This is a genomic window from Selenomonas ruminantium AC2024 (assembly GCF_000687995.1).
In the GTDB taxonomy this organism is placed as follows: Bacteria; Bacillota; Negativicutes; order Selenomonadales; family Selenomonadaceae; genus Selenomonas_A; species Selenomonas_A ruminantium_B.
This window is the reverse complement of sequence record NZ_JIAC01000001.1, coordinates 221,845-238,058: the sequence shown is the minus strand read 5'-3', so window position 1 is coordinate 238,058 and position 16,214 is coordinate 221,845. Positions and strand designations below refer to the sequence as shown.

Genomic DNA, 16,214 nt, shown 5'->3' with positions numbered 1-16,214 from the left:
TCTATTATAGCGTTGTCAAATTCCCTAAGCCGTCTATGTTGCGCTACGTAAGAAAATACGGCCTGCTCACCTCTTGACAAGTCGCAAGGGATATAAAAGCACTTAATCCAACCATAAAAAATGTCTTTTGACATCCGCAAGTGTTTACTTTTGACCTTCTTTTTAGCTTTTACGCTATCACGAGTTTGATTGTTTTTACTAATTATGTGCCCCCTACATTATATTGTGGTTATCATGTGCCGTAACGCTATATATTGTATCTTTCATCTTTTGACATGTCAATCCCTTTTTTCGATTCGTTTACAAAGCAAGAAGGTCAACTATGCTATAATAAAGAATATATACATATTATGTAAGTCACAACCCGCAACAGAGCAGGAGGCGTTCCTTATGCCTATCATAGACAAGAAACAGATGACGGAAGAGGACATCAAACTTAACTACATAACTCCCGCTATCCAGGCGAAGTGGAAAGACCATATAACTATGGAGACCCGTATCACGGATGGGAAGATAAATCTGCGGGGCAATATGGTTTCCCGTGGCAAGCCTAAAAAGGTAGACTACCTGCTATATCTAAATGCCAATTATCCCATTGCTGTTGTAGAAGCCAAGGACAACGCCCACTCTGTTTCCTTCGGTTTGCAGCAGGCGATGGACTATGCCCGGAAGTTAGATTTGAAATTTGCGTATAGTTCTAACGGTGACGGGTTCTATGAGCATGACTTCTTGACGGGAAAGGAACGGGAGCTTTCTCTCGATGAGTTCCCTACTATGGAAGAACTAAAGGCAAGGTTAATGCAGGAAGTCAATAACGGCGAGGGCTTTAATGATGCCGAAATCAAGCTGATTAAACAACCGTATTATTCAAGCCAGACAACCCATGAGCCTCGGTACTACCAACGCATTGCCGTGAACCGTACCCTCGATGCGGTAGCCCGTGGGCAGGAGCGTATTCTGCTAGTTATGGCAACTGGAACGGGTAAAACCTATACAGCCTTTCAGATCGTCTATCGTTTATTGAAAGCTGGGGTCAAGAAAAAGATTCTGTACCTGGCCGACCGCAATATTTTGGTAGACCAATCCATAGAGCAGGACTTTGCGCCGTTGGGAAAGACCATTCACAAGATAAACTTTGCCAAGGATGATAAGAGCACTATTAACGCTTATGAAGTATACTTTGCTTTATACCAACAGACAGGCAAGGCTGATGAAGAGGCCGAAGGCGAATCGGAAAACTTTAGCCAGTGTTTCAAGCCTGACTTCTTCGATTTGATAATTGTAGATGAATGTCATCGCGGTTCTGCAAAGGAAGAAAGCCGTTGGCGTAAAATATTGGAATACTTCTCCAGTGCTACCCAAATCGGCATGACGGCTACCCCCAAGGAAACCAACACAGTCTCAAATATTGATTATTTTGGCAAGCCTATCTATGAGTACAGCCTAAAACGAGGCATTGAGGACGGGTTCTTAGCCCCCTTCCGCGTTATCAACGTGACTACCAATATCGGTGACGGTTGGAGGCCGCGTAAAGGGCAGTTGGATATATACGGCAACGAAATCGAAGACCGCATATACAACAACGTGGATTATGATTACAACATTATCATTCAGGACAGGATTGACCAAGTAGCTAATGAAATAACCGAATACCTAAAGCAGACGGGACGGATGCAAAAGACCATTGTGTTCTGTGCCACGGAAGATGCTGCAGAGCGGATGCGGATAGCCCTGAATAACCTTAACGCCGATATGGTAAAGGAAAATCCCGACTATTGCGTTAGAATTACAGGGTCGGACGTTTACGGCAAGAGCAAGCTGGACTATTTCATTTCGGTATCTTCCCCCTACCCTGTTATTGCAACCACATCGGAGCTATTGTCTACTGGCGCAGATTGCAAAATGACAAAGCTGATAGTCCTCGATAAGAACATTACTTCCATGACAACCTTCAAGCAAATCATTGGTCGTGGAACACGAATCCGCGAAGCGGATGGCAAGACCTATTTCGTAGTAATGGACTTCCGCAATGTAGCACGCCTCTTTAACGACCCCGAATGGGACGGTGAAGTAGAACAGGATGATGGCTTCAAACCAGGCCAAGGCAAACCGAGAGGTGGTAACGGCGGTAATGATAACGGAGGGGACGAACCAGGCGGTGATGATGGTAACGGCGGTGGCACAGGCGAGCCCAAGATAAAGCCCATTGTGGACAAGAACGGCTGTACCGTCAAGATTATCAATAAAACCGTATCTGTATACGACACTGACGGCAAATTGCTGAAACAGGAAGATATTATTGACTACACTAAGCATAATATTGTTGGCGAGTTTGCGTCCCTGCAAAACTTCATTCGGCGTTGGAACTCCGAGAAGAAAAAGAAAGTCATTGAAGAATCCTTTCGCGATTTGGGCATAGACCTAAAGGCGCTTAAAGAATCCCAGGATATGGGCGATGTAGACGATTTTGACTTTATCTGCTATGTGGCCTTTGGTGCTAAGCCTTTGACACGGAAAGAACGGGCTGATAATATAAAGAAACGTGACTTCTTCAGCAAGTATAGCGGAGATGCGCGGGCTGTGCTAGAAATCCTCCTCGATAAGTATATGAATGAGGGTATCTATGAAATCGAAAAGACCGAAATCTTCAAGCTGGCCGACTTCGCAAAATTTGGCAAACCCTCCCGCATAGCGAAACTATTCGGAGGCAAACAGGGTTATGAAATGGCATTGCAGGAACTAGAAAAAGAAATCTATGAAAATGAGGTAGTATAAATGGCAACAACTGGTTTTGTAAAGAAAATCCGCGATATCATGCGCATGGATGCGGGTATCAATGGTGATGCCCAGCGTATCGAGCAATTAGTATGGCTTCTATTCCTGCGGGTTTATGATGTAAAAGAGGCAGATTGGGAATTTGACGATGACGATTACCAGTCCATTATCCCCGAGGAATGTCGCTGGCGTAATTGGGCAGAACCAGACGAGAACGGCCACGCCCTTACAGGCGATGAACTCTTAGACTTTGTAAACAACACGCTATTTCCTACCTTGAAGGAATTAAATGTTTCCTCCGATACGCCTATAAAGAAAGCTATCGTCAAGTCTACCTTTGAAGATGCCAACCAATACATGAAAAATGGCGTTTACTTACGGCAGGTTATCGACACGGTAAATGAAATTGACTTCGAGGATGTAAAGGAGTCCCATGCCTTTGGGGATATTTACGAAGAAATCCTGAAGGAATTGCAATCAGCAGGTAGTTCTGGTGAATTTTATACCCCGCGTGCCGTGACCGATTTTATGGCGCACATGATTCAGCCCCGATTAGGAGAAAAAATGGCTGACTTTGCCTGCGGAACAGGCGGTTTCTTGACGAGCTGGATAAAGGAACTCAGCAAACAAGTTAAGACCACGGAAGACCAGGAACTATTCGGAGAGTCCATTTACGGCATAGAAAAAAAGCCATTCCCGTATCTCTTGTGTATTACCAACATGCTTTTACATGATATTGATGTGCCGAAGGTTTACCATGATAATTCCCTACTGAAGAAAGTTCTCGACTATACGGACAGGGATAAATTTGATGTTATCTTAATGAACCCTCCTTACGGTGGTCGTGAGGATAAAAGCGTACAAAACTATTTCCCCGATGATTTGGCCGATTCGGAAACAGCTGATCTCTTTATGAGCGTTATCATGTATCGTTTGAAGAAGAATGGACGAGCTGCAGTGGTTCTCCCCGATGGGTTCCTGTTCGGAACGGATAATACGAAGGTTAATATTAAGAAAAAGCTGTTCAGTGAGTTTAATCTGCATACGGTTATTCGTTTACCGGGCAGTGTATTCTCCCCCTACACCAGCATTACAACCAATCTTTTATTCTTCGATAATACAAAGCCAACCGAGGAAACGTGGTTCTACCGCTTAGATATGCCCGAAGGGTATAAACATTTCTCCAAGACCAAGCCCATGAAGATGGAACATTTCACCCCTGTTATGGAATGGTGGAACAATCGGCAGGAAGTTGAAGAAGATGGCTGGGCTAAAGCTAAGAAGTACACGGTACAGGAAATTGCCGAAAATGACTATAATATCGACTTGTGCGGATTCCCCCATGAAGAAGAGGAAATTATTCCTCCGATGGATTTAATCAATCAGTACCAAGAAAAACGAGCGTCACTTAATGCGGAAATAGACCATATCCTCGATAAGATAATGGCGATTATGGAGGATGCTAAATGAATGCACAACAGTTAAAAAATAGTATACTCCAACGGGCAATAGAAGGTCGTTTAGTGCCACAGAGGCCGGAAGAAGGTTCTGCTAAAGAACTGCTTGAAAAGATACAAGAAGAAAAGAATCGGCTTATTGCGGAAAAGAAAATAAAAAAATCAAAACCACTACCTCCGATAAGTGATGATGAAAAGCCTTTTGACATTCCTGACAGTTGGGAATGGGTAAGATTTGATGAATTTGGAGTGTATAAAAAGGGGCCATTTGGAAGTGCATTGACAAAATCGATGTTCGTTCCTAAAGGAATTGATACAATAAAAGTTTATGAACAGAAAAATGCGATTCAAAAAGATGCGACGCTGGGTAACTATTATATATCACGAAAATATTTTGAAGAAAAAATGACTGGCTTTGAAGTCAAATCTGGTGACATCATAGTCAGTTGTGCAGGAACCATAGGTGAAACCTACATCCTTCCTGATGGTTGTGAAACGGGTATAATCAATCAAGCATTGATGCGAATGAAGTTAATGCCAAGCGTATATGTTCCCTTTTTTTTGCTATATTTCGATTCAATTTTGAAAAATACAGCTAGAAAAAGCAGCAAAGGAAGTGCCTTAAAAAACATACCACCATTTGCCGAGTTGAAAAGTTATCTTGTCCCTCTTCCGCCACTTGCAGAGCAACAACGTATAATGGAAAAAATCGAAGAACTACTGCCCCTTATCGACCAATACGATAAAGCACATACTAAGCTAACTGCCTTTAACAAGCGTTTCCCCGAAATGATGAAAAAAAGCATACTTCAATATGCCATAGAGGGCAAACTGGTCGAACAGCGCAAAGAAGAAGGTACTGCCGATGAGTTATTGCAACAAATTCAGGCCGAGAAAAAACAGCTTATCGAAGAAAAAAAGCTAAAGGAAACAAAGCCACTGCCACCAATAACAGAGGATGAGATTCCCTTTGATATTCCCGATACGTGGAAATGGATACGACTAGATGATATTGTCGTCAAAGACATAAAACGTGGGAAAGCTCCTTCTTACATAAACAAAAGCAACACCCTTGTTTTTGCACAAAAATGCAACACCAAAGAAGGTTCTATAAATCTTGAATTAGCTAAATGTTTGGATGAAGCGAAACTTATCAAGTACCCAGCTAATGAATTTATGCTAAATGAAGATATTATCGTAAACTCTACCGGAACTGGGACAATGGGACGCGTTGGTCTATACAGAAGCACTGATAATCCAAAGAATTTACCAATAGTACCTGATTCTCATGTTACAATTATACGTCCGTCTAATTCAATCAGCCATAAATATATATATGCTGTATTAAAACATAATCAAGCATATCTTGAAAAACAAGGAGAAGGCTCAACCAACCAAAAAGAACTAAAGCCACTTACTCTTCAAAAATTACTTATCCCCCTTCCACCATTAAACGAACAACATCGCATCGTAGCTAAGATAGAAGAACTTCTCCCTTTTTGTGAACGATTGATAAAGTAACAAATCCATAAGCACCTAAAAACCCACGGCATAACCGTGGGCTTTTTGTTTACAAGATGTTATATCATTATTGAGGCGTATCATCGTCATCTTCGTCAGGCAGTAAATCGACTATCTGCTGGGTCTCATCATCGATAACGTCTATTATATGCTGTATGCTTTTTTCTTCGTATAGAGGATAAAGGCGCTCCCTTAACACTAAATGAAAAACCTCTCTAGGCGTTGAAGGGTTCTGCAATTCCTGGAAAATGATTGAACTTAGATATGTACCAGTCATATAATTCAACTTTTGCGCCCGTTCATTTAGGAAGTCCCATAGATAGGCTGGCATTTGTACAGTGTAATTTCCTACAGTGGTATCTACTTTTTGCATAATTATCCTCCGATGTGCCGATTAAAATACCCAGTCCATATTGTCTAAGGGATTGAACTTGTCGTACTGCGTCTGTATTTCTTTGGTATTCAAATTCAAGTAGCGTTTGGTGGTGGACAAATCGGAATGACCGAGCAAGCGTTGTAAGCTGAATACGTCACCGCCGTTTAGCAGGTAGGATTTTGCGAAGGTATGCCTCCATGTATGACAGGAAACTTTTGCCCCTTGAATTCCCGACCGTTCTTTTATGCGCTTGAAGATGCTGTCCATGGAACTGTTGTTTAGTTTTGCGCCTTTGTTGTTGACGAAATAATATTTGCTCCGTATGGGGAATATTTTGCAGGCTTTTAGGCGGTTGTATTCTTCCAAGGCTTTTTTGGCTTTGTGGGCTAGGGGGAGCAGGCGTTGCTTATTCCCTTTGCCGTATACCTTAATGTGTCCTTGTTCTAAGTCAACGTCCTCCGATAAGATGCCAGCCAATTCGCTCTTACGGATTCCGCTGCTAAGGAGCAGAGTAAGCATTGTCTTATCGCGTACCCCGGCGAAGGAAGTTTTGCTGCATGCCCCGTACATGGCTTGTATTTCCTTTATCGTGAAGGTTCGCGGGATAATCTTTTCCTGTTTGGGGGCTTGTACCTTGTCGATAACGCAGGAGGGGATATAACTTTGTTTGAACAACCATCTGTTTAATGCCTTGACAGCCCGGTAAGCATCATGCACGGTGGCCGACCGCACTTTGCGTTCTGTCCCTAGCATAGCTAAATAGGATTGTATGTGTTCAGCTCGTATGGAGTCCCAATCGTACGCGCCTTGAACGGTAACTGCATATCGGAAAAAGTCTTTTGTCCAATATTCATAGTAGGCTACTGTTTTCTCCGATACGAGTTCCCCTCGCTTGGCGGTCAAAAATAGTTCTAAACTGCGTCCTAGTTTCATTGTACATTCTCCTTTGTCCATTGAGTAACTACCATTGTTGACTTATGTTTTTATTATGTTTTTTTAATGTCTTTTACAAGTCTAACGGCCTACCCCCTCAAAACCTGCAAAAACGGGGAATGCTTAACATCCCTTTTTGTGCCTATGGCAATAAGTCAAACGTGGTACACGTAAAAAAAGACCCCTATCTAAATAGATAGAAGCCTTTTCTAATCTCAATGGCAGAGAGGGTGGGATTCGAACCCACGGTGGCTATTAACCACACTTGATTTCGAGTCAAGCACCTTCGACCACTCGGACACCTCTCCATGCTGTTCATGGTTGAACAACAATCATTATAACATAAGGGGGCGGGCGGTGTAAAGGGTTTGACGCCTTTATAAGCTGGAAATATTTTTGCGAAAATCGTTTTCAATTATACGGACTTGTGGTATAGTAAGGGAAGTTAGTATTACGAATTTGTTATAGAAGAAGGGGTAATAGCTATGAGTATCCGTATCGGTATTTTAGGTTATGGCAATTTGGGCCGGGGCGTGGAATGCGCGGTAAAGGCCAATGATGATTTGGAACTGGTGGCGGTGTTTACCCGCCGTGACCCGGCGCTGCTTTCCATCAAGACTCCTGGTGTGCCAGTGGTCAATGTCAGTGATGTGGAAGAATGGGAAGATAAGATTGATGTCATGATTCTCTGCGGTGGCAGTGCTACGGATTTGCCGGTACAGACGCCGCATTATGCCAAAATGTTCAACGTGGTGGACAGCTTTGATACCCATGCGCGGATTCCTGAGCATTTTGCAAATGTGGACAAGGCCGCCAAGGAAAATGGCCATGTGGGTATTATTTCTGTGGGCTGGGACCCGGGTCTGTTCTCTTTGGCCCGCGTGTACAGCAATGCGATTTTGCCGAACGGCAAGGACTATACGTTCTGGGGCCGCGGCGTTTCGCAGGGGCATTCTGATGCAATCCGCCGTATTGAAGGGGTAGCCGATGCCCGTCAGTATACGGTGCCGGTGGAAAAGGCTTTGGCTGCTGTGCGTGCTGGTGAAAATCCGGAACTTTCCACGCGGGAAAAGCATACGCGTGAATGCTATGTGGTGCTGGAAGATGGTGCGGATGCCGCTAAGGTTGAGCAGGAAATCAAGACCATGCCGAATTATTTTGCCGATTACGATACGACGGTGCATTTCATCAGTCAGGAAGAACTGGACAAAAATCACAAGGGGCTGCCGCATGGTGGCAGTGTGATTCGCAGTGGTGTTACGGGGCATAACGGGGAAAACAAGCATGTGATTGAGTTCAAGCTCGACCTCGATTCCAACCCGGAATTCACGACCAGCGTGCTCGTTTGCTATGCACGCGCTGCTTATCGTCTGGCCAAAGAGGGCGTGACGGGGTGCAAGACGGTGCTCGATATTGCGCCGAGCTATCTGTCGGCAAAATCCGGTGAGGAATTGCGCGCGCATCTGCTGTAATTAGCGATTAGCGTTGGCTGGTTCGTGGCGCAAGGCGGCGTGATGCTGTTGGTGTTCACGCTTTGCTTTGACCTGCGGCTAAAAACAGCTTGGTTTGCTTTTCGCGGCTGAAAAATCTAAACTCGCTTCGCTCAGGCAGTAGATTTTTCAGCCGCCGCAAATCAAGCTGTTTTTTTACGCCTACGGTCAAACGCATCGCTTAGAACACCAACAGCATCACGCCTTGCGGCCGTGTCTTTCAGCCCGAAGGTATAGCTGACCGTGCAGTTCCCCCAGCCTCGCCGCCAAGTACGCACTATCAATAAAAATCTAGTGTCACCCCACCTCAAAATAAGCTATAATATAGAAAGAAACTTAGCAGAGGGGAGGGGAATCTATGGCTGTGAAAGCGCCGACGGCACCAGTGCCGCCTACGCCGCCGTCTGTGCCGGGGGTGACGTTGAAGGATGGGGGCACGGCGCAGGAGACGAATGTGCCCCGTGATAAGCACCAGACCGGGGAGGAGCAGCTCGAAGACCAGGCGCGGCAGTCGGTGGCGCAGGGCAATGGTGCTCTTTCCAAAACTACGCAGTCCAAGCCGGAAAAGCCGGCCCAAAGTGCCAAGCCTGTGGATGCCAGCGGGGGCGCTTCGCAGGAGAATCAGGCAAGCTCGGTGCAGGTTATTCCCGCCCAGAATGGTCTGAATCAGGAAAATCCCAGTCAGCAGGCTTTGGCTGATGCCAAGGCGGCGCAGACATCCCAGAGCACGCAGGCGGATGCGCCGGGCAGCGGCTGGAGTCAGTTCGCCTCCCACGGGGCCGTCTTTTGGGGAGCGGTGCTCGTCTTTATGGCGGTGGTGGTCTGGTTCGGCATTCGCGCGCTTCTGGCCCGCAAGGAGGGGAAGCCTGGCACGTTGAGTCTGGCGGATATTGACGGCGCGGCGGCGCCTGTGCCTTTGCCGGGGCAGGGCGGCAAGACTGCGAAAAATGCCAAAGCTCCCCGCAATCGTGAGGCGGTGGAAACGTTTGCCGACCTGAGGGGGCTTACACCGGATGAAGTGCTGGCCAAAATCGCCCATGACGAGGACGCGGCCCTGCGGGCGGAGATGCGGCAGGCAAGGGCCGAAGCAAAAGAGCGCTTACAGAAGGCAGGCCGCATTCCCGTGAACACGAGCCCTCCGCCGCAGGCAGCCAAATCCTACCGTCAGCAGGTTACCGCAGACTTGCCCAAGGAAAAAGCCAAGCCCAAACCTCCCTTGAAGCCACGGCCCAAACTCAAAGAGGAAGAACAGCGCTTTGAGGTGCGGATTTGAGATGGGAGGAAGTTTTCCATGAAAGGCTATGTGGATAAAGATTTATGTGTGGCCTGCGGCATGTGCGCAGGGGCTTGTCCGGAAGGCTTCTGCATGGGGGCTGACGGATTGGCGGAAGGTTATCAGGAACTGCCGGAAGCGGCATTGGATGATGCCCTGCAGGTGGCCGAGGACTGCCCTGTAGGGGCGATTTCTGTCCGCTGATAAAAAAGTTAAAAAAGTTCTTGACAGTGAGTAACTCACCCGCTATAATATTTATTGTTGATAGCGCGAGAGCGTGAAAACACAGGGGTATCGCCAAGTTGGTAAGGCACGGGTCTCTGAATCCCGCATGCGTTGGTTCGAGTCCAGCTACCCCTGCCATATGAAGATACAGCACTGCTTCGGCAGTGCTTTTTTGTTCCCCGAATCCTGTATTTTCGGTAGTTTAGCAGGAAAATCCCCACGGAAGAAGAAATTTTCCCGTGGGGATAATTTTTTGCAGATTCTTGCGATGTGATTATGGAATATGGGAGGACGGAACGATGTACAGGAAAAAACTGCCGAAAAAAATGCTCTGCGGTCTGCTGACAGGCTGGCTGCTCATGTCCGGGGCGCCGGCTTTGGGCGAGGCAGCAGCGGTAACCGGGTCTTTTGACTCCCGGATATACGAATCCCGGCTGGACAAATATTGGACGATGCGGGTTTACAATGTGGAAGGGGAAGACTCGGTGCCCTATGTTTCTGCCCAGCAGTATTTATCGCTGTTATACGGTGGCAAAGCAGAGTTTCAAATGGAGGACGGCGGACAGGTGCTCAAGGTTGTGCGCAATGGTGCCAGCGTGAAGTTTGATGCGACGCAGGGAACCATCGACAGTGACAGTTGGGATGCGTTCTTTGGCTCCTATGGGGAGCGGGCCCTGCCTAACGGCATTCTGATGCCGGATGAATTCAATGCGCAGGCCGTATCCAGGAAAAATCCTTCCAGCGAAACGAAAGATGTTGGCTTTACGGTCAACCTTAAAAACTATGGCCTGGCCATGACTTCCTATAATGGGCAGATGCTGCTGCCTTTTGCGGTATTGCAGAATGTCTTTGCCATGCCCTGCGGTGCGGCCCGTTTTTCCTTTAATGGGAATCATTTTTACGATATCGACGAGCCCATCGGCCATATTTATGGGCATAACATGAATCCCAACATCAAGCTGAATCCTTATTCTACCGCTTATTATTCCGGGAAATTCGCCAAGGAAAAGGAGATTCCGCCTGCTTATGCCCACTATGCTTATGGGACGACCTGCCTGCTGTTTGACCTCTACTACGGTCATAAACAGGAAAAGGGGATTGAGAGCTTTGACAAATACTTTGCGCAGAACGGATTGAAGGAGGAACTCTTGTCCACGGATGCCGAGCGCAATTCAGAGGCGTTTACCAAGGTGGTCTACAAGCTCTTTGACAGCGGCCATGATGTCGTGATGCTGGGGCACAGCGTTTTCGATACCGGCTCTTACATCAATACCGCCAAGGTCATCACCGAATACGGCGGCATGGAGCCGACCATGAAGGCTTTGCAGAAAATCACCTACAAGCTGGCCGATAAGGGCGTGAAATTCCTAAATGGGGAAACGGGCACTTATAAGCAGTATGAAGCGGTCTGCAAGGAGCTGAAGCTCAATCCCGTCATTTTGACCTATATTTTCCGGGATGACAGCGGCAAGCCTTACAAAAAATGGCTGGAACAGGCACAGGGCTATATGAAGGTCAGAGGCACGAAAGAGGAGAACATCAAGCTGGACAGAACTGTGGAAAGGCGGCAGAGCGAGGACACAAATCGTCTGTTTACCACGAAAGAACGGATAGAATCGCTCAAGCCGGCGGATTTCGGCAACTCCCGGGTGGAAATCATCGGGGATACGGCCTTTATTTACTTTGAGAGCTTTGCGGAAAGCTATAAGGAGGCGTCCTACTATTACCGTCTGCCCAATGAGAACGTGTATAATTACAGCACTTTCGGCCTGTTCTATGATGCCTTTGCCAAGATAAAGAAGGCGCCCAAGGTGAAAAAGGTGGTCATCGACCTGTCCAACAATGGTGGCGGCGCAGTAGGGGCGCTGACGGCGGTGCTCGGCTTCCTGTCTCCGGATGGGGAAGTGAACCTGACCTATAAGCACACATTGAATCAGAATTACTGCTCCGAGTGGTATCATGTGGATACGAATCTGGATGGCAAATTCGATGCCCGTGACGGCTTCGGCGGCCAGTATGATTTCTACATTCTGACCAGCGGCTTTTCCTATTCCTGCGGCAACGCCCTGCCGTTCTTTGCGCAGGTGGATGGTCTGGCCAAGATTATCGGCGAGCAGCCGGGCGGCGGCGACTGTGCTGTAGCGCCGTTCCTGGATGCTTACGGCCATGTGGCCAGAATGTCCGGTTGGAACAAGCTCGGCCGGATGACGAACGGCAAATTCATCAGCGATGAACATGCGGTGAAGGTAAATCATCCGTTCGGGGATATGGCGGACAAATTGTATTTCAACTATAAAGCCATTGCCGAATGGCTGAGCAAGCAATAACATAATGAAGCAAAAAGCCCGGGGCGGCTGGTTTTGTTGTGAAAAATCACCAGCTGTTCCGGGCGTTTGCTTTCATTATGGGGTTAATGCCGCTGCAGCCGTGGCACCATAGCGGCGATTAAGATATCCACCCCCAGCAGAGCGGCCAGCACGAGGAAGGCGCCGTTAAAGCCGAACTGTTCGTGGAGGAAGCCGAAGGAGGCGGAGATTACGGTCGCGCCGATACCTGTGGCTACGGTGATGGCGGCGGTAACGGTGGCGGTGCGGCCACCGGCGAAATCCGCCACGTAGGTCAGCACATTGGGATAGACGCCACCGCAGAAGAAGCCAAAGACGAATACGGCGGCAAAGACGAGGATTTCCTGTGTCAGGGAAGTCAGCAGAGCCAGCATCAAGGCTGCCCCCAGCGGGGCGATGTAGATAAGGCGGCTGCGGTGCTGGGCAAAGAGGCCGCAGAGAAATCTTGAGGGAATCATGGCCAGCCAGAACAGGGACAAGGCCAGATAGCCGCGGGAGGAATTCAGCGTGTCCGCCATAAAGCTGTTCAGGAAGAAGCAGAAGCCGTTTTCCACGCCCACATAGATAAACATGATGGTGCAGAGGAGCGCCACGCCTTTGAGATACATGCCACCTTCGACCTGGGCAAGTTCGCTGGGGGAGGATTCCTCGCGCGGGGCAAAGTCGGTCTTAACCAGACAGAAGGTCAGGACGAGGAAGATGAGGGCGCTGAGCACGAAGAAGGAGCGCCAGCCCCATGGTGTCGTCAGCGTCAGTCCTACCACCAGCGGTGCAATGACGGCGCCCAGTGCAAACATGGCCGTGATGTAGCCCATGCGGCGGTTGCGGGTCAAGGGATAGGCGTCCTGCATGCCCGCGATGGCCACATACTGCACGATGCTGCAGGCAAAGCCCAGTACGAAAATCCCGGCGGCAAAAATCAGGGAACTTGTGGCCAGCAGGATGAGACCTGCCGACAAGGCCCGGCAGGCCGTGAAGATGACCAGCATGATTTTCTTGCCGATTTTGTCGGCCAAAGCGCCCAAGAGCAGGGGCGCAATCATGGTGGCAAAAAGCTGGACGGCAGCCAGCATGCCCTGCTGGCCAATGGACAGGTCATACTCCTGTCCCACGTATAAAAGGCAGGCCTGATACCCACCCGTTTCAAAGCCGTTCATGAAGATGGACAGCAGGAATAACAAGGATAAATCATTCTTGGCCCAATAGGTTGTTTTTTTCATAAGGTCACCTCAGACGAAAAAACTTGATAATGTTGCATATCTTCGCCAAGGACAGAGGGATATCCTGCCCTTGGCTTTTCTGTTTTTTTTATTGCGTCCAATGATTATCGGGGGTATAATAGAATTATAGTAGTGTATCTGTTTTTAAGATGAACGAATCGCAGTAAGGAAACGGGATTTTTCCTCAAAATCCTAAAAAATTTACAGGAAAGGAGAGATGTTTATGAGTATCGGCAGTGTGATGAACGGGCTGAACAGTTCTTTGAATCAGCTGAATCGTGCCCATTCCGTGCAGTCCCAGAGCATTCAGCGGATTGCCACGGGTTCCAAGCGGCCTAGTGCGGCCAATGGTGCCTCCGATTATGCCATCGCGCAAAAGATGCAGTACAACTTGGGCGGCGTACGCCAGTCCAATGCCAACACCCAGACGGCCAACTCCATGCTTAACGTCGCTGGGGGCGCAGTGAGCAATACGATAAGCTCCCTGTCATCTTTACGGGAAACGCTGATTAATGCCGCAAATGGTACCAATGGGAAGACTGATGTGGCTGCTCTGCAGGAAAGCGTCAACCAGACCCTGTCCCAGATTAATTCCAACGCACAGGTGACCTACAACGGCATGAATTTGCTGGATGGCAGCCAGACGGTGACGGTGGCAGGTATCGACGGTTATGAAAATGTTTCTCTCGGCGACATGAGTACGAAGGGCCTCGGCCTGACGGACAGCCAGGGCAACAGCACGATTAACCTGCAGGAAGCCAATGGTTCCGTGTCCGGCCTCTCGCAGGCTCTCGACACGGTGGATGCGGCGCTCAACAAGGCGCTCGACGAAGCCACTACCATCGGTGCGGCTCAGCAGGGGATGGAGTATCAGTCCGCCAACTATACCACGATGGAGGAAAACCTTCAGGCCTCCCTGTCGGTCAGCGATGATGCGGATATTGCCGCAGAATCCGTGACCAATGCCAGTGCTAAGACCCAGAGCCAGGCGGCTCTGTGGGCGGTGAAACAGGGCATGCAAAACCTCAGCCAGCAGATGCTGGGGGCAATCAACAATCACAGCCGCGGTGCAGCATTCAACATGCTGTCCTAAGCCAAAGGCGATTTTTACCGTTGCATGAATATGCAGCGGTTTTTTTCTGCCCTCTTTGCATTGCAGTGTACCTGTGTTAAAATGAGAAGGACATAATTTACAGTGATGGCGGCTTTGGGGAGGAAGTTCTATGGATAAATTGACTGCAGGACTGATTATTTACCGCCAGCCCCAGGAGAGCATTCTGGTACGGCTGGCAGAACTCGGACGGCGCATAAAAGACGGAGACGAAGGGGATAAGACGGCGCTGGTAAATGGCGTGCTCGGGGAGGTCAACCGCCTGCTGGACATCGCCACCCGCTATGGCTTTGACGGCAACCTTTGGCATTCCTATCTGGCCTTTCTGCTCGCGACTGTAGAGGCGCCCTTTACCTTGGTCTGCGAAAAGCGCGGCAGCAGTGCAGGCAGTGTGCAGGTTTTTGCGGAAAATGATATGGCCATTTTCAAGGCCCTCTGGGATTATGACTTCGCTCCCTGGGAAAAGGCGCTGGGGGTGCGGTGCTTCTCCATCCTGAGCAATTACCGGGCCGTGGCCAAGCCCGCGCAGATTTACAACAAGAGCGTCAGCGATAAGGTGCGCGAGCTCACCGCCGCCATTGACGGGGCCAAAGATGCCGCCGCCATGTACAAGAACGTAACGGATTTTTATGCCAAGTACGGCGTGGGCATGCTCGGCCTCAACAAGGCCTTCCGCGTGTCGCCGGAAATCGAGGAGACGGGAAATTTGCTGGAACCCATTACGACCACGGGGGACATCCGACTGACCGATATCGTGGGCTATGAGAGCCAGAAGGCGCGGCTGGCCGCCAACACCGAGGCTTTTGTGCAGGGGCGCAAGGCCAATAATGTCCTGCTCTACGGGGATGCGGGTACGGGGAAAAGCACGAGCATCAAGGCGATTCTCAACGAATACTACGACCAGGGCCTGCGCATGATTGAGGTCTACAAGCATGAGTTCAAGTACCTGCAGCGCATTATCGCCCGCATCAAGAACCGCAATTACAAATTCATCATCTATATGGATGATTTGTCCTTCGAGGAATTTGAAATCGAGTACAAATACCTCAAGGCCGTTATCGAGGGCGGGCTTGAGGTCAAGCCCGACAACATCCTGATTTATGCCACGAGCAACCGCCGCCATCTGATTAAGGAACGGGTGGATGACCGCCCTGACTTCATCGACCCGGATTTGCATCAGAACGATACCGTGCAGGAAAAACTCTCGTTGGCTGACCGCTTCGGCCTGTCCATCGGTTACTTCAAGCCCAATCAGAAGGAATACTTCACGATTGTGGAAAAACTGGCGGCCCGCCACCCCGAGATAACACTTTCCACCGAAGAACTGCGGGCGGGTGCCGTCAAGTGGGAAATGAGCCATTCCGGCCTGTCCGGGCGGGCGGCTCAGCAGTATATTAATTCGCTTTTGAGCGCGGGGAAAACTTGCTAAAAAAAAAGTAATGATGTATAATTGGAAATAACAAAAAGGACAGTTGATGTGTGGTAACG

Annotated in this window: 13 protein-coding genes and 2 tRNA genes; 10 read left to right on the top strand and 5 right to left on the bottom strand. The window is 48.7% G+C overall.

Annotated features, from left to right (window positions below; all coding sequences use genetic code 11):
- Positions 1-390 precede the first annotated feature (390 nt).
- Genes hsdR through P157_RS0101015 form a run of 3 tightly spaced genes read left to right on the top strand, consistent with a single transcriptional unit; the run spans position 391 to position 5,753 of the window.
- On the top strand, positions 391-2,775 hold the full coding sequence (gene hsdR, locus P157_RS0101025; protein ID WP_026759371.1) for an EcoAI/FtnUII family type I restriction enzme subunit R: 2,385 nt from the start codon (positions 391-393) through the stop codon (positions 2,773-2,775).
- Complete coding sequence (locus P157_RS0101020; protein ID WP_026759370.1) at positions 2,776-4,245, top strand: type I restriction-modification system subunit M; 1,470 nt, start codon at positions 2,776-2,778, stop codon at positions 4,243-4,245.
- Positions 4,242-5,753: a restriction endonuclease subunit S gene (locus P157_RS0101015; protein WP_026759369.1), complete on the top strand. Its 1,512-nt coding sequence runs from the start codon at positions 4,242-4,244 to the stop codon at positions 5,751-5,753. The genes P157_RS0101020 and P157_RS0101015 overlap by 4 nt, the downstream gene beginning before the upstream one ends.
- 67 nt (positions 5,754-5,820) lie before the next feature.
- On the opposite strand, the gene P157_RS0101010 is transcribed toward P157_RS0101015, so the two are convergent.
- The 3 genes from P157_RS0101010 to P157_RS0101000 form a co-directional block, all read right to left on the bottom strand.
- On the bottom strand, positions 5,821-6,126 hold the full coding sequence (locus tag P157_RS0101010; RefSeq protein WP_026759368.1) for a hypothetical protein: 306 nt from the start codon (positions 6,124-6,126) through the stop codon (positions 5,821-5,823).
- Between the two features lie 21 nt (positions 6,127-6,147).
- Entirely contained in the window at positions 6,148-7,062 is a 915-nt protein-coding gene (locus P157_RS0101005; protein WP_026759367.1) for a tyrosine-type recombinase/integrase, read from the bottom strand.
- A 219-nt stretch (positions 7,063-7,281) separates the two neighbouring features.
- Positions 7,282-7,370: transfer RNA gene (locus P157_RS0101000), tRNA-Ser, on the bottom strand.
- Between the two features lie 177 nt (positions 7,371-7,547).
- Here P157_RS0101000 and P157_RS0100995 point away from each other — a divergent pair.
- Positions 7,548-8,534, top strand: a complete 987-nt coding sequence (locus P157_RS0100995; protein ID WP_026759366.1) for a diaminopimelate dehydrogenase — start codon at positions 7,548-7,550, stop codon at positions 8,532-8,534.
- 55 nt (positions 8,535-8,589) lie between these two features.
- Here the strand turns inward: P157_RS0100995 and P157_RS15355 are convergent, their stop codons facing one another.
- Positions 8,590-8,730, bottom strand: coding sequence for a hypothetical protein (locus P157_RS15355; protein WP_155266676.1), 141 nt, complete (start codon positions 8,728-8,730; stop codon positions 8,590-8,592).
- 180 nt (positions 8,731-8,910) lie between these two features.
- On the opposite strand from P157_RS15355, the gene P157_RS0100990 reads away from it, so the two are divergent.
- The 4 genes from P157_RS0100990 (at position 8,911) to P157_RS0100975 (ending at position 12,377) form a co-directional block, all read left to right on the top strand.
- Positions 8,911-9,825 (top strand): hypothetical protein, encoded by a 915-nt coding sequence (locus P157_RS0100990; RefSeq protein ID WP_026759365.1) that lies wholly within the window; start codon positions 8,911-8,913, stop codon positions 9,823-9,825.
- An 18-nt stretch (positions 9,826-9,843) separates the two neighbouring features.
- On the top strand, positions 9,844-10,029 hold the full coding sequence (locus tag P157_RS0100985) for a ferredoxin (protein WP_026759364.1): 186 nt from the start codon (positions 9,844-9,846) through the stop codon (positions 10,027-10,029).
- 83 nt (positions 10,030-10,112) lie between these two features.
- Positions 10,113-10,188: transfer RNA gene (locus P157_RS0100980), tRNA-Gln, on the top strand.
- Between the two features lie 161 nt (positions 10,189-10,349).
- Entirely contained in the window at positions 10,350-12,377 is a 2,028-nt protein-coding gene (locus P157_RS0100975; protein ID WP_026759363.1) for a S41 family peptidase, read from the top strand.
- 83 nt (positions 12,378-12,460) lie between these two features.
- Here the strand turns inward: P157_RS0100975 and P157_RS0100970 are convergent, their stop codons facing one another.
- Positions 12,461-13,615: an MFS transporter gene (locus tag P157_RS0100970; RefSeq protein ID WP_026759362.1), complete on the bottom strand. Its 1,155-nt coding sequence runs from the start codon at positions 13,613-13,615 to the stop codon at positions 12,461-12,463.
- 223 nt (positions 13,616-13,838) lie between these two features.
- Here P157_RS0100970 and P157_RS13565 point away from each other — a divergent pair, with 223 nt between their 5' ends.
- Positions 13,839-14,708 carry a flagellin gene (locus P157_RS13565; RefSeq protein ID WP_051598433.1) on the top strand — a complete coding sequence of 290 codons (870 nt, stop codon included), beginning with the start codon at positions 13,839-13,841 and terminating at the stop codon, positions 14,706-14,708.
- Positions 14,709-14,838: 130 nt separating this feature from the next.
- Positions 14,839-16,155: an ATP-binding protein gene (locus P157_RS0100960; protein WP_026759361.1), complete on the top strand. Its 1,317-nt coding sequence runs from the start codon at positions 14,839-14,841 to the stop codon at positions 16,153-16,155.
- Positions 16,156-16,214 lie beyond the last annotated feature (59 nt).

Excerpts from the sequence above, each read along its gene's own strand:
- hsdR (WP_026759371.1), top strand. The coding sequence starts at position 391 with ATGCCTATCATAGACAAGAAACAGATGACGGAAGAGGACATCAAACTT.
- P157_RS0101020 (WP_026759370.1), top strand. The coding sequence starts at position 2,776 with ATGGCAACAACTGGTTTTGTAAAGAAAATCCGCGATATCATGCGCATG.
- P157_RS0101015 (WP_026759369.1), top strand. The coding sequence starts at position 4,242 with ATGAATGCACAACAGTTAAAAAATAGTATACTCCAACGGGCAATAGAA.
- P157_RS0101010 (WP_026759368.1), bottom strand. The coding sequence starts at position 6,126 with ATGCAAAAAGTAGATACCACTGTAGGAAATTACACTGTACAAATGCCA.
- P157_RS0101005 (WP_026759367.1), bottom strand. The coding sequence starts at position 7,062 with ATGAAACTAGGACGCAGTTTAGAACTATTTTTGACCGCCAAGCGAGGG.
- P157_RS0100995 (WP_026759366.1), top strand. The coding sequence starts at position 7,548 with ATGAGTATCCGTATCGGTATTTTAGGTTATGGCAATTTGGGCCGGGGC.
- P157_RS15355 (WP_155266676.1), bottom strand. The coding sequence starts at position 8,730 with ATGCGTTTGACCGTAGGCGTAAAAAAACAGCTTGATTTGCGGCGGCTG.
- P157_RS0100990 (WP_026759365.1), top strand. The coding sequence starts at position 8,911 with ATGGCTGTGAAAGCGCCGACGGCACCAGTGCCGCCTACGCCGCCGTCT.
- P157_RS0100985 (WP_026759364.1), top strand. The coding sequence starts at position 9,844 with ATGAAAGGCTATGTGGATAAAGATTTATGTGTGGCCTGCGGCATGTGC.
- P157_RS0100975 (WP_026759363.1), top strand. The coding sequence starts at position 10,350 with ATGTACAGGAAAAAACTGCCGAAAAAAATGCTCTGCGGTCTGCTGACA.
- P157_RS0100970 (WP_026759362.1), bottom strand. The coding sequence starts at position 13,615 with ATGAAAAAAACAACCTATTGGGCCAAGAATGATTTATCCTTGTTATTC.
- P157_RS13565 (WP_051598433.1), top strand. The coding sequence starts at position 13,839 with ATGAGTATCGGCAGTGTGATGAACGGGCTGAACAGTTCTTTGAATCAG.
- P157_RS0100960 (WP_026759361.1), top strand. The coding sequence starts at position 14,839 with ATGGATAAATTGACTGCAGGACTGATTATTTACCGCCAGCCCCAGGAG.